Origin of the sequence: Paucibacter sp. KBW04 (assembly GCF_003852425.1) — a bacterium.
In the GTDB taxonomy this organism is placed as follows: Bacteria; Pseudomonadota; Gammaproteobacteria; order Burkholderiales; family Burkholderiaceae_C; genus Paucibacter_A.
Window position 1 is genome coordinate 122016 of record NZ_QAJN01000021.1, and the last position, 19291, is coordinate 141306.

A 19291-nucleotide genomic window follows, 5' to 3' on the forward strand; every position below is an offset into this window, starting at 1 on the left:
CTGCGGTGGAGGCTTCAGACTTGGCCGGGCGGCTCAAGTCAAGCCGCCGAATCCGGACGATGCTGCACGCCCGGCGTTGCGCTGCTCACGCGTGTCCATTTGCATCTCGAAGCTGAAGAAGCAATTGCGGCCGCGCGATTTTGCCGCATACAAGGCCTCGTCCGCACGGCGCAGCAAGCCCTCGGCCGACGTCGTTTTGTCGGGCAGGCAGGTGGTGATGCCGCCCGAGAGGGTGAGGTAGGGCGCGATGCTGGAGCGCGGGTGGGGGATGGCCTTGAGCTCCAGCGTGCGCAGCAGGGCTCGCGCGAAAGTCATGGCGCCCGAGCGTGGGGTGCAAGGCAGGATCAGGGCGAACTCCTCGCCACCGTAGCGGGCCGGGTAGTCGCGTGGCCGGCGGCACATGCCTTGCAGCAAGCGGCCCAGGGTGTGCAGGCAGGCATCGCCCTCCACATGGCCCAGGCTGTCGTTATAGCCTTTGAAGAAGTCGATATCGCAAAGCACCAGGGTCAGTGGCGCTTGCTCGCGCTGTGCGGCCAGGATCTCTTGCTGCAGACGCAGATCAAAGCCGCGCCGGTTGGGCAGGGCGGTGAGGGCGTCTTCATGGCTGATGCGGGTCAGCTGCTCGTTGGCGATGCGCAACTCATCCGAGAGTTCGATCAAGCGGTTTTGCATGCGCCGCAGTCTTTGCATGGCGCGCAGCTTGGCTTGCAAGACCGTGCCGGAGACGGGCTTGACCAGATAGTCGTCACCGCCCGATTCAATCGCTTGCCAGAGGTTGTGGTCCTGATTCAGGCTGGAGAGAAAGATGATGGGCGTCCAGCCCCCGGCTTCCGAGGCGCGCAGCTGGCTGGCCACCCAGTAGCCATCGTGGCCGGGCATCTCCACATCCAGCAAGACCAGATCTGGGGCTTGCGCGCGGAACAAGCTGAGGGCGCTTTCGGCGGAGTCGGCCTCTTGCACCGTGTGACCCGCCGCATGCAGTTGAGCGACCAGAACCTGTCGTGTCGACGCCTGGTCGTCAACCAGCAGGATGTGCAAGGGCGGGAGCACAACAGGCTTGCTTGGGGAGTTGGGCGGGAGAGGCATGAGCACGGGTTATTCGGGCAAACCGAAAGAAGTGTCGTGCGATTATCGCCCTGGGTTCGGCTGGCTAGCTCAGTAGAAATGCGGTTGGAGTCCCCTTGTTTCAGCCTTGAGCCGGCATGAAAAAGGCCCGCGCGAGGCGGGCCTTGGATTTCAGTGAGCGGCTTTGCTTAGAGGCCGGCGGCCGCGCGCAGCGCTGCAGCTTTATCGGTCTTTTGGTCTCCGCCCACATCTGCTGCGCAGATATGAGCGTCGCCCGAGAACTGCCAAGCCGCTTCGCGGTGGCCTTACAGGCCAGCGGCCGCGCGCAGCGCTGCCGCCTTGTCCGTTCTCTCCCAAGTGAACTCCGGCTCTTCGCGGCCGAAGTGGCCGTAGGCGGCGGTCTTGGAGTAGATGGGGCGCAGCAGGTCCAGCATCTGGATGATGCCCTTGGGGCGCAGGTCGAAATGCTCTTGCACCAGGGCCGAGAGCTTGTCGTCAGAGATCACGCCCGTGCCTTCGGTGTAGACCGTCACGTTCATGGGGCGGGCCACGCCGATGGCATAGGCCACCTGGATCTGGCACTGGCGCGCCAGGCCGGCGGCAACGATGTTCTTGGCCACATAGCGGGCGGCATAGGCGGCCGAGCGGTCCACCTTGCTGGGGTCCTTGCCCGAGAAGGCGCCACCGCCGTGGGGGCAGGCGCCGCCATAGGTGTCCACAATGATCTTGCGACCAGTCAGGCCGCAGTCACCTTGCGGGCCGCCGATGACGAAGCGGCCGGTCGGGTTGACCAGGTACTTGGTGTCCTTCAGCCATTCCTTGGGCAGCACGGGCTTGATGATTTCTTCGATGACGGCCTCGTAGAACTCGGGCTTCATCTTGTCGCCCAAGCTCATTTCGGGTGCGTGCTGGCTGGACAGCACCACCGTGTCGATGCTGTGCGGCTTGCCGTCCACATAGCGCATGGTGACCTGGCTCTTGGCGTCCGGGCGCAGGAAGGGCAGACGGCCGTCCTTGCGCAGCTGGGCCTGGCGCTCCACCAGACGGTGGGCGTAATAGATGGGCGCGGGCATCAGCTCGGGCGTTTCATCGCAGGCATAGCCGAACATCAGGCCTTGGTCGCCGGCACCGATATTCAGGTGGTCGTCGCTGGCGTGGTCCACGCCCTGGGCAATGTCATTGCTTTGCTTGTCGTAAGCGACCAGCACGGCGCAACCCTTGTAGTCGATGCCGTACTCGGTGTTGTCGTAGCCGATGCGCTTGATGGTGTCGCGCGCCACCTGGATGTAGTCCACATGGGCGTTGGTGGTGATTTCACCGGCCAGCACAACCAGGCCGGTGTTGCACAAGGTCTCGGCCGCGACGCGTGAGCGTGGGTCTTGGGTGAAGATTGCGTCGAGAATGGCATCCGAGATCTGGTCAGCGACCTTGTCGGGATGGCCTTCAGAGACGGATTCAGACGTAAAGAGAAAATCGTTCGCCACTTTTTTACACTCCATATAAGTACAACAGTTCATCGGCGTTGCCGTGCTGTCGGGAGAAGACGCGGCGAACGCTTTAGCAGCATTTGTTGAGCATCACTGCCCGGCGCACTTCTAATCAAGGGATAAAGCCCAGAAAACAAGTCCGCATCGCCCCGCAAGTAGTTCATTAACTCGGCGATGTGACAATTATAGAAATATGTTGCTGCTGTTTCGTCTCCTGTCCAAATTCCCCCTGCGACTTTTGCATGCTTTTGGCGCGCTGGCCGGTTGGCTGACCTATGTCGCCTCCAAAACCTACCGGCAGCGCTATCAGGCGAATGTGCGCATTGCGGGCATGGCCTGGCCCGAAGCCCGCGGCGGCATTGCGCATGCGGGGCGCATGATTCTGGAAACGCCTTGGCTGTGGATGCGCCCGCCCAGCCAGCCCTTGGGTGCCGCCCTGCGCTGGGACGGCGCGGAGCTGATCGAAGCGGCCTTGCAAGACGGCAAAGGCCTGGTCTTGCTAACGCCGCATCTGGGCTGCTTTGAAATTTGTGCTCAGGCCTATGCCGAGACCTTTGCCGAGACGCAAGTGCAAGGGCAGACCCGCCTCTCGCCCATCACCGTTTTGTTTCGTCCGGCCCGCCAGGCTTGGCTGCGTGAGGTGGTGGATGCCTCGCGCGGCCGCCCCGGTCTGGCCACGGCACCGGCCAATCTGGCGGGTGTGCGGCAGATGATTCGCGCCCTGCGCCAAGGCCATACCATCGGCCTCTTGCCCGACCAGGTGCCGCCCCAGGGCCTGGGTGTGTGGGCGCCGTTCTTCGGCTTGCCGGCTTACACCATGACGATGGCGGGCAAGCTTTTGCAGCAAACCGGCGCGGCGGCCCTGCTGATCTGGGGCGAACGCCTGCCCAAGGGCCAGGGTTTTGTGGTGCATGTGCGACCGGCGCCGCAGATTGCGCCCGAGCAGGCCCCAGAATCCGCAGCCGAGACCATCAACAAGGCCATGGAAGAAATGATTCGCCTCGCACCTGATCAATACCTTTGGGGCTATCACCGCTACAAGCAACCACGCGGCCTGGATATTGCGGCCGCGCCCTCTGCCCCCGCCGCGCCTGTGGATAAGTCGGAGCACTGAGCGATGCTGTCAAAACTGGGTGCTTTTTTGCTGATCGGCCTGCTCTGGCTCTTGCACTTTTTGCCGCTGGCCGTGCTGGCCGCGCTGGGCCAAGGCCTGGGGCGTCTGCTGTGGTGGGTGGCGGGGCGGCGGCGGCGCATCGCCTTGCGTAATCTGGAGCTGTGCTTCCCCGAGAAGTCGGCGGCAGAGCGTGAGCAGCTCGGCCGTGAACATTTCGGCTGGGTGGGTCGCAGCTTGTTGGAGCGCGGCCTGCTGTGGTTCGCCTCGCCGGCGCGCTTGCAGCGGCTGATGCATGTGAAGGGCGATATCGCCCTGGCCGAGCATGGCGGTCGTCCGGTGATGTGGTACTTGCCGCATTTCGCCGGCCTGGAATGGGTGGGGCCGGCCCTGATGCTGAATCAAAAATGCCCGGGCGTGGACGTCTACCAGCGCCAGAGCAATCCGGTGTTTGACAAATTTCTGCTGGCCGGGCGCTCCCGCTTTGGCCAGACGGCTTTTGTGGATCGCCACGACGGCATCCGCCCGGTGCTGCGCCTGATCAAGCAGGGCTACTCGTTTTTGAACGCACCGGACCAAGACTTCGGCCTCAAAGACTCGGCCTTCGTGCCCTTCTTCGGCGTGCCCGCCAGCACCTTGCTGGCGCCCTCCAAGATCGCGCGCAGCATGGGCATGGCGGTGCAGCCCCTGGTGGTGACCATGTTGCCGGGCGGCCAAGGCTATGAGGTGGAGGCCTGCGAGCCCCCTGCCGGCTACCCCAGCGATGACCTGGAAGCCGATGCCCACACCATGAATGCTTGGCTGGAAGAGCGCATACGCCGCCATCCGGCCCAATACCTCTGGGTGCATCGCCGGTTCAAGACCCGGCCCGAGGGCGAGCCCTCTTTGTATTGAGCCTTCCCCTAGTCAGTTGGAGCCAGAGCTCGCCGCTGCGCGGCTTCGGTCTCGGGCTCAGTAGATGGCAAGTGATAATCAAATCATGCAACTCTCCTTCACCAAAATGCACGGCGCCGGCAATGACTTCGTCGTCATTGACGCGACCCGCCAGCCTCTGAGCCTGAGCGCGGCCCAGATCCGCGTGCTGGGGGACCGGCGCTTTGGTGTGGGCTGTGATCAGATTCTGGTGATCGAGCGCAGCGCTACGCCTGGTGTTGATTTCCGCTACCGCATCTTCAACGGCAGCAGCGGCGCCGAGGTGGAGCATTGCGGCAATGGCTCGCGCTGCTTTGTCCGCTATGTGGTGGACAAGGGTCTGACGGACAAGCGCAGTGTGCGGGTGGAAACAGTCAACGCGGTGCTGGAGTTGCATCTGCGCGATGACGGCCGCGTGACTGTGGACATGGGCGCGCCCGTGTTCGATCTGGCGCGCGTGCCTTTTGATTCGCAAGGCCTGCTGCCGCGTGAGCTGAACGGCTTTGCGCTCTGGCCCCTGGCCGAGGCTGCTTGCGAGGTGGCGGTCCTGTCCATGGGCAACCCCCATGCGGTGCAGATTGTGAGCGGCGACGTGGACCTCGCACCGGTAGGGCAGATCGGCCCCCTGGTCGAGGCGCACGCGCGCTTCCCACGCAAGGTCAATGCCGGCTTTATGCAGATTGTGTCGCGCAGCGAGGTTCGCCTGCGCGTGTTTGAACGCGATGCGGGTGAGACCCTGGCCTGTGGCACCGGCGCTTGTGCCGCCGTGGTGGCCGGGATCCGCCTGGGCCTGCTGGACGAAAGCGTCGAGGTCCATGCCCGCGGTGGAGATTTGAAAATCGAGTGGGCCGGGCTGAGCCAAGGCCTGCAGGCCGCCGTGCTGATGACGGGCCCGGCGCAAACCGTGTTTGAAGGAGAGATCACGCTGTGACAAGCAACCCATTGACACCTGCTGGTGCGACCCAAGGCGTGACAGAGCAAGAGATCGCCGAATTCTTGCTGCACACGCCCGGATTCTTCGAGCGCCACGCCGAGCTGCTGGCAACCGTGCAACTGACCCATCCTCTGGGCCAGCGCGCCGTGTCCTTGCAAGAGCGCCAGGCCGAGATGCTGCGCGACAAGATCAAGGGCCTGGAGCAGAGGATCATGGAGATGATCCGCAACGGCCAGGAGAACGTGGCCATTGCCGACCGCCTGCACCGCTGGACCAAACGCCTGATGCAGACGGTGCAAGCCGCCGAGTTGCCCGAGGTGCTGGTGCAAGAGCTGCGCCACCAGTTCATGATCCCGCAGGCCGGCCTGCGCCTCTGGGGTGTGGATGCCGCCTTTGCCGAGGCCGAGTTCGCGCAAGCGGTCAGCGCCGATGTGAAGAGCTTTGCCTCCAGCCTGTCGCAGCCCTATTGCGGCGTGAACTCGGGCTTTGAAGCGGCCGCCTGGTTGCGGAATTCGGAAGGCAGCAGCGGCGGTGCGACCTCGCTGGCCCTGATTCCCCTGACCCTGGCCGAGGACGGCAAGCCCGGTCGTGCCTTTGGTCTGCTGGTGCTGGGCTCGCCCGACCCAACCCGTTACACGGCTGAGATGGGCACCGAGTTCCTGTTGCGCGTGGGCGATATCGCCAGCGCTGCACTGGCGCGCTTGCTGGCGGCAAGCGCCAATCGAGCGGCAGGTGGCACGGACTGAGTCCGGCCCGAGGACTGCCCAGGCGGAGGATGCGCCTCAGCAGCCCCTGCTCCCTCTGCTGAGGGACTATCTGGCCCATGCCCAGGTGCAGCGCCGTTTGGCGCCGCGCACCCTGGTGATCTATGAACAAGCTTTGCGGCGCCTGCAAGACTTTGCCGAGGCCGGTGCCTTGCAGGACTTGTTGCAGCTGCGCCCTCACCATGCCCGCGGTCTCTTGATGCGCATGCATGGCGAGCAAGACCTGGGGCCGCGCAGCATCGCTTTGCAGCTCTCGGTCTGGCGTGGTTTGTACCGCTGGCTGGGCGGCCAGCATTGGGTGGAGCTCAACCCTTTTGAGGGCTTGCGGGCGCCCAAGGCTGCCAAGCCTTTGCCCAAGGCCTTGGCGGTGGATGATGCGGTGCAGCTGGCGGAGTTCAAGGGCGAGGAGGCCGGTGCTGACCCGGCGCTGGAGGCCTTGGATCGCTGCATCGTCGAGCTGCTCTATGGCTGCGGCCTGCGGGTAGCCGAGCTGGAAGGCCTGGATCTGCGCGCCAGCAGCGCGGCGCGCGGTTGGATCGACGCCCAGGCGGCCGAGGCCCATGTGCTGGGCAAGGGTAGCAAACGCCGTTCGGTGCCTGTGGGCCGGGCGGCGCTGGTGGCGCTGCAAGACTGGTTGCCGCAGCGCGAGCGACTGGCCAAGGCGGACGAGAAGGCCTTGCTGGTGGGGCAGCGGGGCGGGCGTTTGTCGGCCTCGCAGATCCGCTTGCGTTTGAAGTTAAGGGCCTTGGCGGCCGGCATGCCCAGCCATGTGCACCCACATATGTTGCGGCATTCCTTTGCCTCGCATCTGCTGCAGTCCAGCGGCGATTTGCGTGCGGTGCAGGAGTTGCTGGGTCATGCGCATATCGCCACCACCCAGGTCTACACGCAGCTGGACTACCAGCACCTGGCCAAGATTTACGACGCGGCGCACCCACGTGCCAAGTCAAGCAAGAAGACAGCCTTAGAAGATTGATATGCGTTTGAATCCTTGTTTAGCTTTTTCTGCACTGGCTGCGGCCGCGCTGCTGGCCATGGCGAGTTCGGCCCAGGCCGCCGGGCCAGTGGATGTGGACAGCCCCGATCCAGCCAAGCCCGTGCGCTTCGCCCCCAGCCGCCCCGCGGCCGTGGAGATGAACTGGACCCCGCTGGCCCTGCCCAATGGCGCCAAGATCGCCATGCTGGGTGGCAGCTATCTGATGGCGGTGGACGATGACTGGGGCTTTGGCCCCAGCGTCTACGGCTCGGCCAAGGGCGGCTATGGCGGTATCTTTACCCTGGGCCTGACGGCGCAGCGGCGCTGGCGCGTGGGGCAGAACACGCATCTGGCCGCCGGTCTTTATGCCGGCGCAGGCGGTGGCCTGAGTTCAGAGCAGATCCGCTTCGGCGGTGGTCTGATGCTGCGGCCCGAGCTGTCGCTACGCACCGAGATGGGTGACTGGTATGCCGGCCTGGGCGTGGCCATGATCCGCTTCCCCAGCGGCAATGTCAGCGACACCAGCTACACCTTGACCCTGGGTCGGGCCGCCAGCTTTGCCAGCTTCTCGCCCAGTGATGCGGGCAAACGCGGCCGTGCGGGCGCGCGCACCGGTCTGGGCTTTGACGAGATCATGCTTTACGGCGGGGTCATCAAGCCCAGCAGCTCCACCACCAACCGCAGCGGCGTGGCCAGCACCCAGCGCATGGGTGCGGCCGGTGCCGATCTGCGCCAGTACATCGCAGACGGCAGCTGGTGGGGCGTGGAAGCCGCCGGTGCCGCCCAGGGCGGGGCCGATGGTTATATGGAAATCTTGGCCAATGCCGGTCAGGACTGGGGTCTGGGCACGCCGAATCTCCGCCTGGGTGGGCAGTTGGGCCTGGGCCTGGCAGGTGGCGGTAATGTGGATACCGGCGGCGGCTGGCTGTGGCGTGCTGGGCCGACGCTGCGCTGGGTCACGCCCTGGGGGCCGGCACTGCGCCTGGAGGGCGGCTGGACCCAGGCCGTGCGCGGCCATTTCTCTGGCAGCTTTGTGCGCGTGGGTCTGGCCATGCCGCTGGACATCACGCCCTCCACCTCGGCGGCCTGGAGTGGCTTGGATGTGGACGAGGGCGTGGTGCGCGTCAGCCAAATTTTCGCCAGCGTGCAATACCTGCCCAACGTGAAGTTCAAGGACGGCGCCAAGGAGGCCATCACCCAGTACAACATGGTGATGACGCGTGAACTATCACCGCATGTCTACGGCGTGGCCCAGGCGGGTAGCGCGGCCGTGGGCCGGGCGGGGGCCTATTCCATCGGCTTGTTCGGACTGGGCGCGCAGACCGCGGCCGTCAAGTTGGGCAATTCCGGCCAGCTGCGCTTTGGCGCCGAAGCACTTGTGGGTGCAGCCGGCGGCGGCGGCGTGGTGGTGGGCGGCGGCGCCGTGGGCCAGGGTGAGTTGTGGGGCCAGTGGGAAGGCGAGCGCCTGCGCCTGCGCGCCGGCCTGGGCCAGTGGCGCAGCCTGCGTCACCCGGAAGAGCAAAGCAGCAGTCTGATCAATCTCTCCATTGGCTATGCCTACGGAACCCTGTCAAGATAACCATTCAATCGAGCAGTACCCATGAAGAAAATCATCATCCGCGCCGGCAAAGAGCGCTCATTGCAGCGTCGCCATCCCTGGGTCTTCGAGGGCTCGGTCCAGCGTGGTGGGGCCGATGCTGGCGAGACCGTGCGGGTGGAGTCTGCGGCCGGGGAGTTCCTCTGCTGGGGGGCCTTCAGCCCCAACTCGAATATCCGCGTGCGGGCCTGGAGTTTTGACGAGGCCCAGCGCATCGACGCGGCCTTCTTCGAGCAACGCGTGCAACGCGCCATCGCCATGCGCCAGCGTCTGCCCATCGCCTCGGACGCTCTGCGTCTGATCCACGGCGAGGCCGACGGCTTGCCGGGCCTGATCGTAGACCGCTACGGCGACACGCTGGTGGCACAGTTTCTCTCGGCCGGTGTGGAGCGCTGGAAGCCTGTGCTGTGCGCGCAATTGCTGGCGGCCACCGGCCTGACGCGTTTGTATGAGCGCTCCGATGCTCAGGTGCGTGAGCTTGAAGGCCTGCCCCAGCAAACCGGCTGGCTGCAGGGCGAGGGCGCGACCGAGATCGTGATCCAAGAGCACGAATGGCGTCTGAGCCTGGATGTGGCCGAAGGCCACAAGACTGGCTACTACTTGGACCAGCGCGATAACCGCAAGAAGTTCGCCGACGCCGTGCGCCAGTACGGCAGCAAAAGCGTGCTGAACTGCTTCAGCTACACGGGGGGATTCTCGGTCGCGGCCCTGGCCGGCGGCGCCACCGAGGTGATCAGCGTGGACTCGTCCGCACCCGCGCTGGCGCGTGCCGAGGCCCATGTGGCCTTGAATGGTTTTGATGCCGGGCGCCACCGCAGCCTGGACGCCGATGTGAACGCCACTCTGCGCAACTTCTTGAAGGAAGGCCGCCAGTTCGACGCCATCGTGCTGGACCCACCCAAGTTCGCCCCGACGGTTGCGCATGCCGAGCGCGCGGCGCGCGCCTACAAAGACATCAACCGCCTGGGCCTGCGCTTGTTGGCACCGGGCGGCTTGTTGTTCACCTTCTCTTGCTCGGGCGGTATCAGCCCCGATCTCTTCCACAAAATCGTGGCGGGTGCGGGCATGGATGCCGAGGTCGATGGCTATGTGCTGGACCGCGTCGGTGCCAGCCCCGATCACCCCCAAACCATCAACTTCCCCGAGGGCGAGTATCTGAAGGGCTTGCTGATCCTCAAGGCCTAGTCGCTTGCCTGAATTTGTGCGCTTGCCGCCCTCGATCCGATGGGCTCACAGAGTGAGCTAGCTGGGCAAAGGGGCGGCATTTTTGCATGAATTGATAACGACTTTCCTCAACGGATTCCCTTAAGGGAAATTGCTTCCCGGATGTGGGGGGTGCCCCGGTTTGACAGAGTGAGACATATTCACGGGCTCGATGAAATTTGCCTCAGGAAATCCTCGCGTTGGACACACAAGTCCGACAGACGAGGCCGGGGCAGCGTCGGTGAATCCACTGTGCAAACCAAAGAGGGAGTGTTGGATGATTTCTAAATTCAAGCTGTTGAGCCTGGCGGCTGCGATGTCCGCCTTGGCCGTGACCGGCGTTGCGCACGCCAAGGCCGATCTGGATCCCTTGACCGGCAATACCAGTGATGTGTCGAACTGGCGTTTCGCGCCCGGCCAAAGCTTTGGCGGTGTTGCCGGTGCGCTGGACGGCGTGGCCCGTCTGAGCTTCACCACCAGCGCTGGTGCCAACTACGCTTGCTCGGGCTCGCTGCTGGCCGGCGGCCAATACGTGCTGACCGCTGCGCACTGCGCCGACGACTTCACCCGCATGACCGTCAACTTCGGTTGGTACAACGGCACGGCACAAGTGACTCGCAATGTCTCGGTGGGCAATGCCTTTATTCACAGCGGCTGGAATGGCACGCTGGACACCGGCGCCGACATCGCCATCTTGAAGCTGGACACTGCGGTGACCACCATCAAGGGCTACAAGCTCAGCACCACCGTGGACGTGGGCAAGGAATACCTGATGGCCGGCTACGGCACGACCAGCGTGGGTAGCGCCGACACGCCGACCAACTGGAATGACTGGGCCTACGGTCACTACGCATACAACGTCTTTGACGTGGACAGCAAGAGCTTCAACAAGGCCATCGGCGATGTGCAGTCCGGCTGGTATGACGAAGACAACTACAAGCACGGCATCACCTATATGTCGGACTTTGACAATGCCGCAGGTACCCAAGCCAACAACACCCTGGGCCAGATCGGCAACTTGCTTGGCAATATCACCGGCACCACGCCCTGGACCAGCGACACCGGTCTGGGCGCGCGCGAAGGCCTGATCGCCGGTGGCGACTCGGGTGGTGGCGACTTCGTCCTGGTCAATGGCGAGTGGCTGCTCAGCGGCGTGCATTCCTGGGGTTGGCAAGCTTGCAGCAGCTTTGGCCTGAGCTGCGATGTCAGCACCAAGAATGGCTCCAGCTACGGCGACCTGTCGGGCTCGACCGCGGTTTACTCGCACCTGGGTTTCATCAACTCGGTGACGGCCGTTCCCGAGCCGCAAACCTATGCCCTGATGGCCCTGGGGCTGTTCGCCGTGGGTGCCGTGGCACGCCGCCGCAAGGCCTGAGTCGAGGGCTAGATACCTCGCTTGTGGGCGCAGCCTGGGCTGTGCCTCGCATTTGAGTAAAAAGAAGGCAGCGCGAGCTGCCTTTTTTTCGTTCCGCTCGCCGCAAGTGACGGGGCCCGATCTCTGGAAGTGCCGCGTTACGCCCCTGCAAAAAAACAGTGAACACGGGTTTGCACAAATGTTGCGGAATGCAAAGCAAGGTAATCCCTTAAGGGGTCCTACTTCCCCAACTGCGGGGGTTGGGAGGGCAAAACGCCTGTGACATATTCACGCATCGATGAGTGGTTTTGTCTTTGATTCCCTGGCTCGCACGACGGGCTGCCATTCAAACGCAAAGCATCGATGCATACACAGTGCTTAGCCAAGTGAGGACGTCTACAAATGAAATCGAAATTCAAGCTCTTGGGTCTGGTTGCCGCGATGTCCCTGGTGGGTGTCGCCCAAGCCCAAGTCAATGGCAATCTTGAGCCGCTGACTGGCAATACCAGCGCACCTTCGAACTGGCGTTTCGCCCCCGGCCAGAGCTTTGGCGGTGTTGCCGGCGCCCTCGATGGCGTGGCGCGCCTGAGCTTCACCAATTCTGCGGGCAACTGGGCTTGCTCGGGCTCGCTGCTGGCAGGTGGTCAGTATGTGCTGACCGCCGCCCATTGCGCCGATGACTTCACCTCCATGAAGGTGGATTTTGGATGGTATGGCGGCACTGCCACCGTGAGCCGCACGGTGGCGGTTGGCAACGCCACCGTCCATTCTGGCTGGAATGGCACGCTGGACACCGGCGCTGACATCGCCATCCTGAAGCTGGACCAGAAAGTCACCACCATTCAGGGCTATAAGCTCAGCACCACGTTGGATGTGGGCAAGCAACACCTGATGGCCGGCTATGGCACGACTCAAAACGGTGGCACCAATTCCGCCACCAACTGGAACGACGGTAACTACGGCCACTACGCCTACAACACCTTCGACGTGACCAGCGAGCAGTTCGGCGCTACCGTGTTCGGTGACGATCCTGCCAACTACAAGTACGGCGTGACCTATATGGTGGACTTTGACCGGTCCAATGCAACGGCCACCGCGCAGCAACGTGCGGACTACAACGTGCTGGGTCGTTTGGCTGCCGATCATGGCGGCACCTGGACCAGCGACCAAGGCTTGGGTGTCAACGAAGGCCTGATCGCTGGCGGTGACTCCGGTGGCGGCGACTTCGTGTTCGTCAATGGCGAATGGCTCTTGTCCGGTGTGCACAGCTGGGGCTGGAACAATCCCTGTAACTACTTCGGTTACACCAGCTGCAACGCCCTCAACGCCAACACGTCCAGCTACGGTGACCTGTCCGGCTCGACCGCTGTCTACTCCCACCTCGGCTTCATCAACAGCGTGACCGCCGTGCCCGAGCCTCAGACCTATGCCTTGATGGCGCTGGGCCTGTTTGCCGTCGGTGCCGTGGCGCGCCGCCGCAAGGCCTGAGCCCAAACCTGTGGGCTAGCCCGCCTGCGTTTGCGCCTTTGGCCGCAAACGCCAGGCGAAGCAGGTTGAATTAAGAGAAAAGGCGACCGTGAGGTCGCCTTTGTCATTGTGGAGTGCCAAGGACTCAGGCTCTGGCCTTGACCCCGTCCAGATTCAAGGCCGGGTCGAACTTGGCGCGGAATACGCTGAAGAAGGCTTTGACATTGCGCACATTGGCGTCCTGGGTGAACAGGCGCTGCACCAGGGCGTGATATGCCGGCATGTCCTGCACCTGCAAGATCAGCACAAAGTCTGGCCCGGGCGAGACCCGGTAGCACTGCTGAACGGCGGCCTCGGCCTGCACCTTGGCCTCGAAGGCGGCCAGATGCTCGGCGCCCTGACGATCCAGGGTGATTTCCACGATGGCGCTCAGGCCTGCCCCTAGTTTCTCGGCCGAGAGCAGGGCGATGCGCTTCTCGATGATGCCCCCGCCCTCCAGTCGCTTCACCCTGCGCAAGCAGGTGGCGGGCGACACATGGACCTTGGCGGCCAAGTCCTGGTTGGAGATGGCTGCGTCTCTTTGCAAGCATTCCAGGATGCGCAGATCGGCGGCATCCAGCTCGCGGCTATCGACTGAATCGTTCACAAACTATTCCAATGTGAAATTAATCACCATCAATGATTGATGGTGGTTGATTGTTTCATTTTTGCTTTAATTTTGAAAGCAATGATTTTCTGCGCCGTCCTACGATGCCGACCAAGCCTTGAGGCCGCGCGGCATGGCTGGCCCTGAAAAGCCTTGTCGTCAAAGCCTTGCCGCGCTCATCATCAAACTCTTGGGGTTGATCTTGGCCGTTTGGATTGCTTGGCTTTGCATGTCCCCCCAAGGGGCCAGCCGAGCGCACCTCCTCTCGTCCCTTGTTAGCCCCTGATTCACTGCCAATCTTTGGGAGACAAAACATGTGTGGAATCGTCGGAGCCGTCAGCCAGCGCAATATCGTTCCTATCCTCATCGAAGGGCTCAAGCGCCTGGAATACCGCGGCTATGACTCCTGCGGCGTGGCCGTGCATCAGGACGGTGGCCTCAAGCGCGCACGCAGCACCTCGCGCGTGGCCGAGTTGATGGGCTTGGCGGCGGAAGACGGCATCGCCTCCGGCACCGGCATCGCCCACACCCGCTGGGCCACCCATGGCGCCCCGGCCGTGCACAACGCGCATCCGCATTTCTCGCAAGGCCCCCATGCGGCGGCCGACGGCGTGGGTCGTATCGCATTGGTCCACAACGGCATCATCGAGAACCACGATGAGCTGCGCGCCGAGCTCAAGGCCAAGGGCTATCAATTCAGCAGCCAAACCGACACCGAAGTGATCGCCCATCTGGTCGACCACCTCTACAACGGCGACCTGCTCGAAGCCGTGCAACAAGCCCTGCCGCGCCTGAAGGGCGCTTACGCCGTGGCCGTGTTCTGCCGTGACGAGCCGCACCGCGTCGTGGCCGCCCGCGAGGGCTCGCCCCTGGTCTTGGGGGTGGGCATGGATGCCGCCCAGGGTGAGCACTTTGTGGCCTCAGACGCCATGGCCCTGGCCGGCGTGACCGACCAAATCGTCTACCTGGAAGAGGGTGATGTGGTGGACCTGCAGCTGGGCCGTTACTGGATCAGCCATCTGCAGGTCGAGACCGGCAGATTCGAGTCGGTCCAGCGTCCGGTGCGCACGGTGCATGCGCACAGCGGCGCCGCTGAGCTTGGCCCTTATCGCCACTATATGCAGAAGGAAATCTTCGAGCAGCCCGTGGCCATCGCCAACACGCTGGAAGGCGTGGTCGGCATCACGCCTGAGCTGTTTGGTGACGGCGCCTATCGCATCTTCAAGGAGGTGGACTCCGTCCTCATCCTGGCCTGCGGCACCAGCTATTACTCAGGCTCCACAGCCAAGTACTGGCTGGAGTCCATCGCCAAGATCCCCACCAGCGTGGAGATCGCCAGCGAGTACCGCTACCGCGACAGCGTGCCCAATCCGCGTACCCTGGTCGTCACCATCAGCCAAAGCGGCGAAACCGCCGACACCTTGGCCGCCTTGAAGCATGCCCGCTCCTTGGGCATGAAGCACACGTTGACCGTCTGCAATGTCTCCACCAGCGCCATGGTGCGCGAATGCGAGCTGGCTTACATCACCCGCGCCGGGGCCGAGATCGGCGTGGCCTCGACTAAGGCCTTCACCACGCAGCTGGTCGGCCTGTTCATGCTGACCCTGGCCTTGGCGCAGACGCGTGGCCAACTCAGCGAGGCGCAAGAAGCCGAGCACCTGAAGGCCTTGCGCCACCTGCCCGTGGCCGTGCAAGCCGTGCTGGCCCTGGAGCCGCAAGTCATCGCCTGGAGCGAGGAATTCGCCCGCAAGGAAAACGCCCTCTTCCTGGGCCGCGGCCTGCACTACCCCATCGCCCTGGAAGGCGCCCTGAAGCTCAAGGAGATCAGCTATATCCACGCCGAGGCCTACCCTGCCGGCGAGTTGAAACACGGCCCCCTGGCTCTGGTGACGGCCGAGATGCCGGTGGTGACGGTCGCCCCCAACGACACCTTGCTGGAAAAGCTCAAGAGCAATATGCAGGAAGTGCGCGCTCGTGGTGGCCAGCTCTACGTCTTTGCCGACGGCGACACGCAGATCGAAAGCGAATCCGGCCTGCACGTGATCCGCATGCCTGAACATTACGGTGCACTCAGCCCCATCCTGCACACCATCCCGTTGCAATTGCTGGCTTATCACACGGCTTGCGCGCGTGGGACGGATGTGGACAAGCCCAGAAACCTGGCCAAGAGCGTCACGGTCGAGTGATCGTGGTGCGCTGATGGTTCAAGTTATCCCTCCATCAACGCTAGGCCGAACCGCCTACGAGCGGGTGATGGGCCATGCGCCTCACGTCCTGGGCCCATGGACCCAGCTGGAGCAGGTGTTTGCAAGCCAGACCCTGCTGCCAGCCGATCTGCTGGAGCAGGTGCGCCGGGTGCTGGCGCAAGGCCATGGCTGCGCCTACTGCCAGGCCAAGGGTGGCGCGGTGGATCCCTTGTTCGCGGCAAACGCCCTTGTTGCCGAAGATAGGCGGGCCACCTTGGTGTTGGAGCTGGCGCGCCAATTCGCGCAAGACCATCGCCGTATTGAGCCGGCCTTGCTGAGCCAGCTGCGCGAGCACGATTGCAGCGCCGCCGAATTGGTGGAACTGATCGCCTGCATGAGTTTTATGTGGGCAGGGGGCATGTTTGGGCGGGTGCTGGGCATTCAGCCGCCGGGAGAGCTGAGCGCGCTGGCCTGTGCTCTGCCGGCCGAGGCTGCAGCCGGGTCAAGGGCGGGCCTCTGACCCAGCCGATTCAGCTGGACCCAGGCTCGCCACCCGTGAACTGTCACGCTGTAATTGGAACTGTCCTGGCGGCACGACAGGCAATCAGGCCACGTACTTGAGCGGCAGTGCCGTGGTGAACTTGAGTTGCTCCATGGCGAAACTCGAGCTCACATCGTGCAGATTGGTGCCCGTGATCAGGCGTTTGTAGACCGCGTCATAGGCCTTGATGTCGGGCACCACCACGCGCAGCAGATAGTCAATGTCCCCGCTCATTCGGTAGAACTCGACCACCTCCGGGATGGCCTCACAGGTGGCGCGAAAGCTCTCAAACCAGGCTTCGGTGTGCACGGAGGTGCGCACGGTCACGATCACCGTCACCGCCACATTCACGAGCGCCGGGTCCAGCAGCGCCACTTGGCAGCGAATCACACCCTCAGCCTTCAAGCGCTGAATACGGCGCCAGCAAGGGGTACTGGAGAGGTTGACCGCCTCAGCCAATTGAGCCAATGGGACGGTGGCGTCACGCTGGAGCAAATCCAAGAGTTTGAGATCGATGGCATCGAGCGAGAAGGTGGAGGACATGGCACTCAAGGCAAGCAATTTCTAATTATTGACAGGAAATTGAAATTTTTTGCTCTGCCTGAGATCTTATGAATGATTAATTGGCAAAAGCGTCTAGCTTGGCAGATCGACACTTTCCCTTGCTACATCAAAACGCAAGGAAATAGCCCATGAAAACGATAGGCCTCATTGGTGGTATGAGCTGGGAGAGCACGCTCCTGTACTACCAAACCCTGAACCGCGAGGTCTCTCGCCGCCTCGGCGGCTTGCACTCGGCCCGCATCCTGATGCACAGCCTGGACTTCGAAGAAGTAGTGCGCGGCCAGAAGGCCGGCGACTGGGTCAGCCTGACCCGACTGTTGCGCAGGGCGGCCCAGGGCCTGGCAGGAGCCGGCGCCGACTGCCTGCTGATCTGTACCAACACCATGCACAAGATTGCCGATGAGGTCGCCGCCGAGGGCCTCCCACCGCTGCTGCACATCGCCGATGTGACCGGCCAGGCGATTCTTGGGCGAGGCCTGCGGCGTGTGGCCCTGCTAGGCACTCGGTACACGATGGAGCAGAGCTTTTACATGGACCGCCTGGCCCGTATGGGCGTTGAATGCATCGTGCCTCCGCAGGCCCAGCGCGACGAGGTGCACCGCATCATCTTCGAGGAACTTTGCCTGGGTGACTTCAGGGAAGAATCGCGGCAGACACTGCAAAACATCGTGGCAGACACCGCATTGCGTGGTGCCGAAGGCGTGATCCTCGGCTGTACGGAGCTGCCTCTGATCCTGCGTGCGACGGACCTGTCTTTGCCGCTGTTCGACACGACCGAGTTGCATGCCATGGCCGCCGCCGATTTCGCCTTGGCCGACATGCCGGCGAGTTTGAGCACGGTCTGAGTTCATCCCAAGCTGGGCAGAACGATGCGCAGACTCCTGGCTGTAATCGGCTGCCGGTTCTCGAAGGCTTGTTCAGGCATTGCCTTCGGCTTGCCCGTCTGCAGCATTGAATGGCGATTCAGGGTGATACCCCTCCGGGTGGGCAAGATAGGGCCCGTCGCCGCTGTGCACGGCCTTGGAGGCGGGCACAAAGCCGCCGCTCTTGACGTCGAAGACATGGACCTCGCCGGCCTCGATCACATAGTGCCAGCCATGTAGCGAGATCTCACCCCGCTCCACCCGAGCGCGCACCATGGGGTAGTCCATCAAGCGCTCCAGTTGCAGCACGACGGAGCGCTCCTCCGTGCGGCGCAAGGCCTCGCTGCTGAGCTGCACCGGCAGGGCGGCCTCGCGGCCTAACTCCAGCCAAGCGCGCAGATTGGGGGCGTCTTCGGGCTGCTCTTCGTAGAGCGCGCGGATGCCGCCGCAATGGCTGTGGCCGCAGACGATGATGTGCTCGATTTTGAGCGTCAGCACCGCGTATTCAATCGCGGCGGCGGTGCCATGATGGCCTTGGGACCCATCATAAGGAGGCACAAATGCGCCGACATTGCGCACCAGAAAAAGATCGCCCGGCCCGCTGCCGGTCAGCAGATAGGGCACCAGGCGTGAGTCTGAGCAGCCGATGAAGAGCGTGCTGGGCCGCTGCCCCTGCTCCACCAAATCTTTGAAGCGGGCCTGGTACTGGGGGAAATAGTCGGTGTTGAAGCGCCGCAGCCGGCTCAAGAATTCGTCGTCGGGCACGATGGCGAACCTATTGCAAGAGCGGGGAGTCGGCCGACTCCAGCGTGAGCCCTTCGACCATGGCCGCGCCCACCAGCAGATTGAGGTACTGGCGCAGGGCCGTCACAAAAGCCTGGTTTTCCAAGCTTTGCGCAATGGCCGCGTGCACCGCCGCGAAAGGCTGAATATGGCCGGGCAGGCGATCCTGTACCCGCACGATGTGAAAGCCGAAGCGGGTGCTGATCAGGCGTGGCAGCACGCCGATATGGGCATTGGCCTCGTCTTGTGCGAACAGGGCTGAAGCAAACTCAGGCGCGCAGTCGGCGCTGTGCAGCCAGCCGAGCTGGCCACCTTGGGCGCCGCTGGGGCAGTTGGAGAACTCGGCAGCGGCTTGCGCAAAAGCGGCTTCATCCTCGCAGCGCAGGCTGACCAACAAGCTCTCGGCGCGCTGGCGCAGGGCGGCGATATCGAGGCCCTCGGTGACGCCAAACAAGATGTGCTGAGCCTGCACCTGCTCGCCCTGGGCGAAGCGCGCCGTGTGAGCCTGGTAGTGACGCAGGCAGGCCGCTTCATCGGCTTGCGGGATCTGGATCTCGCGCGCCAGCAATTGTTCGATCGCACGGGAGGCGGCCTCGCTGAGCACGCCGTCCAAGGCCGGCAAATCGCCCACGGCCAAAAGGCCGGCGCGCTGGGCCGCCTGGCGCAGCAGCTCGCTGTAGGCGCGTTGGCGCAGGTCTTCTTCGCTCAGCGACTCAGCTGGGGCGTGGAGCGGCACACCGTTGATGCTGGCGGTTACTGCGGCTGCGCTCTTGCTCGCGCAGCCGCAGCCACCCGCTGCACCGCAGCCTTGCTCGATTGCCTGTGTCATGGCTTGCAC

Annotated in this window: 16 protein-coding genes and 4 pseudogenes; 14 read left to right on the forward strand and 6 right to left on the reverse strand. The window is 63.5% G+C overall.

Going from position 1 to position 19291, the window contains the following annotated elements; translation table 11 throughout:
* Positions 1-33: 33 nt before the first annotated feature.
* Together DBR47_RS23615 and metK are read right to left on the reverse strand one after the other, a co-directional pair.
* Positions 34-1086 carry a diguanylate cyclase domain-containing protein gene (locus tag DBR47_RS23615; protein WP_124454784.1) on the reverse strand — a complete coding sequence of 351 codons (1053 nt, stop codon included), beginning with the start codon at positions 1084-1086 and terminating at the stop codon, positions 34-36.
* 284 nt (positions 1087-1370) lie between these two features.
* A complete protein-coding gene (metK, locus tag DBR47_RS23620) occupies positions 1371-2549 on the reverse strand; it encodes a methionine adenosyltransferase (protein ID WP_124454786.1) in 1179 nt (392 codons plus the stop codon).
* A 196-nt stretch (positions 2550-2745) separates the two neighbouring features.
* On the opposite strand from metK, the gene DBR47_RS23625 reads away from it, so the two are divergent.
* The 11 genes and pseudogenes from DBR47_RS23625 to DBR47_RS25545 all read left to right on the forward strand — a co-directional run.
* Positions 2746-3666, forward strand: a complete 921-nt coding sequence (locus DBR47_RS23625) for a lysophospholipid acyltransferase family protein (RefSeq protein WP_124454788.1) — start codon at positions 2746-2748, stop codon at positions 3664-3666.
* A 3-nt stretch (positions 3667-3669) separates the two neighbouring features.
* Positions 3670-4557, forward strand: coding sequence for a lysophospholipid acyltransferase family protein (locus DBR47_RS23630; RefSeq protein WP_124454790.1), 888 nt, complete (start codon positions 3670-3672; stop codon positions 4555-4557).
* Between the two features lie 85 nt (positions 4558-4642).
* Entirely contained in the window at positions 4643-5506 is an 864-nt protein-coding gene (gene dapF / locus DBR47_RS23635) for a diaminopimelate epimerase (protein WP_124454792.1), read from the forward strand.
* The gene (locus DBR47_RS23640) at positions 5503-6255 is read left to right on the forward strand and encodes a DUF484 family protein (RefSeq protein WP_124454794.1); all 753 of its coding nucleotides are present in this window, start codon (positions 5503-5505) and stop codon (positions 6253-6255) included. Before dapF ends, DBR47_RS23640 begins: the two co-directional genes overlap by 4 nt.
* Positions 6242-7249 carry a tyrosine recombinase XerC gene (locus DBR47_RS23645; protein ID WP_370454952.1) on the forward strand — a complete coding sequence of 336 codons (1008 nt, stop codon included), beginning with the start codon at positions 6242-6244 and terminating at the stop codon, positions 7247-7249. Before DBR47_RS23640 ends, DBR47_RS23645 begins: the two co-directional genes overlap by 14 nt.
* 1 nt (position 7250) lies before the next feature.
* The gene (locus DBR47_RS23650) at positions 7251-8828 is read left to right on the forward strand and encodes a hypothetical protein (RefSeq protein WP_124454796.1); all 1578 of its coding nucleotides are present in this window, start codon (positions 7251-7253) and stop codon (positions 8826-8828) included.
* A 21-nt stretch (positions 8829-8849) separates the two neighbouring features.
* A complete protein-coding gene (locus DBR47_RS23655; protein ID WP_124454799.1) occupies positions 8850-10031 on the forward strand; it encodes a class I SAM-dependent rRNA methyltransferase in 1182 nt (393 codons plus the stop codon).
* Positions 10032-10365: 334 nt separating this feature from the next.
* Positions 10366-10842, forward strand: a pseudogene (locus DBR47_RS25530) (trypsin-like serine protease); the annotation flags it as partial.
* A 486-nt stretch (positions 10843-11328) separates the two neighbouring features.
* Positions 11329-11424 (forward strand): annotated as a pseudogene (locus DBR47_RS25535) (PEP-CTERM sorting domain-containing protein); the annotation flags it as partial.
* A gap of 420 nt (positions 11425-11844) precedes the next feature.
* Positions 11845-12354 (forward strand): annotated as a pseudogene (locus tag DBR47_RS25540) (trypsin-like serine protease); the annotation flags it as partial.
* Between the two features lie 444 nt (positions 12355-12798).
* Positions 12799-12891, forward strand: a pseudogene (locus DBR47_RS25545) (PEP-CTERM sorting domain-containing protein); the annotation flags it as partial.
* A 124-nt stretch (positions 12892-13015) separates the two neighbouring features.
* Here DBR47_RS25545 and DBR47_RS23670 read toward each other — a convergent pair.
* Positions 13016-13516 (reverse strand): Lrp/AsnC family transcriptional regulator, encoded by a 501-nt coding sequence (locus DBR47_RS23670; protein ID WP_124454805.1) that lies wholly within the window; start codon positions 13514-13516, stop codon positions 13016-13018.
* Positions 13517-13830: 314 nt separating this feature from the next.
* On the opposite strand from DBR47_RS23670, the gene glmS reads away from it, so the two are divergent.
* Both glmS and DBR47_RS23680 read left to right on the forward strand, forming a co-directional pair.
* Positions 13831-15702: a glutamine--fructose-6-phosphate transaminase (isomerizing) gene (gene glmS / locus DBR47_RS23675; RefSeq protein ID WP_124454807.1), complete on the forward strand. Its 1872-nt coding sequence runs from the start codon at positions 13831-13833 to the stop codon at positions 15700-15702.
* A gap of 13 nt (positions 15703-15715) precedes the next feature.
* Positions 15716-16222, forward strand: a complete 507-nt coding sequence (locus DBR47_RS23680; RefSeq protein ID WP_124454810.1) for a carboxymuconolactone decarboxylase family protein — start codon at positions 15716-15718, stop codon at positions 16220-16222.
* Between the two features lie 84 nt (positions 16223-16306).
* On the opposite strand, the gene DBR47_RS23685 is transcribed toward DBR47_RS23680, so the two are convergent.
* A complete protein-coding gene (locus DBR47_RS23685; protein ID WP_124454849.1) occupies positions 16307-16786 on the reverse strand; it encodes an Lrp/AsnC family transcriptional regulator in 480 nt (159 codons plus the stop codon).
* 149 nt (positions 16787-16935) lie between these two features.
* Here DBR47_RS23685 and DBR47_RS23690 point away from each other — a divergent pair, with 149 nt between their 5' ends.
* The gene (locus DBR47_RS23690) at positions 16936-17652 is read left to right on the forward strand and encodes an aspartate/glutamate racemase family protein (RefSeq protein ID WP_124454812.1); all 717 of its coding nucleotides are present in this window, start codon (positions 16936-16938) and stop codon (positions 17650-17652) included.
* 72 nt (positions 17653-17724) lie between these two features.
* Here DBR47_RS23690 and DBR47_RS23695 read toward each other — a convergent pair whose 3' ends face one another.
* A complete protein-coding gene (locus DBR47_RS23695; protein ID WP_124454814.1) occupies positions 17725-18435 on the reverse strand; it encodes a carbonic anhydrase in 711 nt (236 codons plus the stop codon).
* 10 nt (positions 18436-18445) lie between these two features.
* Positions 18446-19282, reverse strand: a complete 837-nt coding sequence (locus tag DBR47_RS23700; protein ID WP_124454816.1) for a peptidylprolyl isomerase — start codon at positions 19280-19282, stop codon at positions 18446-18448.
* Positions 19283-19291: the final 9 nt, after the last annotated feature.

Bases quoted from the DNA above. Each gene is read 5' to 3' on its own strand.
- DBR47_RS23655 (WP_124454799.1), top strand. From the start codon at position 8,850: ATGAAGAAAATCATCATCCGCGCCGGCAAAGAGCGCTCATTGCAGCGT.
- DBR47_RS23650 (WP_124454796.1), top strand. From the start codon at position 7,251: ATGCGTTTGAATCCTTGTTTAGCTTTTTCTGCACTGGCTGCGGCCGCG.
- DBR47_RS23700 (WP_124454816.1), bottom strand. From the start codon at position 19,282: ATGACACAGGCAATCGAGCAAGGCTGCGGTGCAGCGGGTGGCTGCGGC.
- DBR47_RS23625 (WP_124454788.1), top strand. From the start codon at position 2,746: ATGTTGCTGCTGTTTCGTCTCCTGTCCAAATTCCCCCTGCGACTTTTG.
- DBR47_RS23630 (WP_124454790.1), top strand. From the start codon at position 3,670: ATGCTGTCAAAACTGGGTGCTTTTTTGCTGATCGGCCTGCTCTGGCTC.
- DBR47_RS23680 (WP_124454810.1), top strand. From the start codon at position 15,716: ATGGTTCAAGTTATCCCTCCATCAACGCTAGGCCGAACCGCCTACGAG.
- DBR47_RS23615 (WP_124454784.1), bottom strand. From the start codon at position 1,086: ATGCCTCTCCCGCCCAACTCCCCAAGCAAGCCTGTTGTGCTCCCGCCC.
- glmS (WP_124454807.1), top strand. From the start codon at position 13,831: ATGTGTGGAATCGTCGGAGCCGTCAGCCAGCGCAATATCGTTCCTATC.
- dapF (WP_124454792.1), top strand. From the start codon at position 4,643: ATGCAACTCTCCTTCACCAAAATGCACGGCGCCGGCAATGACTTCGTC.
- DBR47_RS23685 (WP_124454849.1), bottom strand. From the start codon at position 16,786: ATGTCCTCCACCTTCTCGCTCGATGCCATCGATCTCAAACTCTTGGAT.
- DBR47_RS23690 (WP_124454812.1), top strand. From the start codon at position 16,936: ATGAAAACGATAGGCCTCATTGGTGGTATGAGCTGGGAGAGCACGCTC.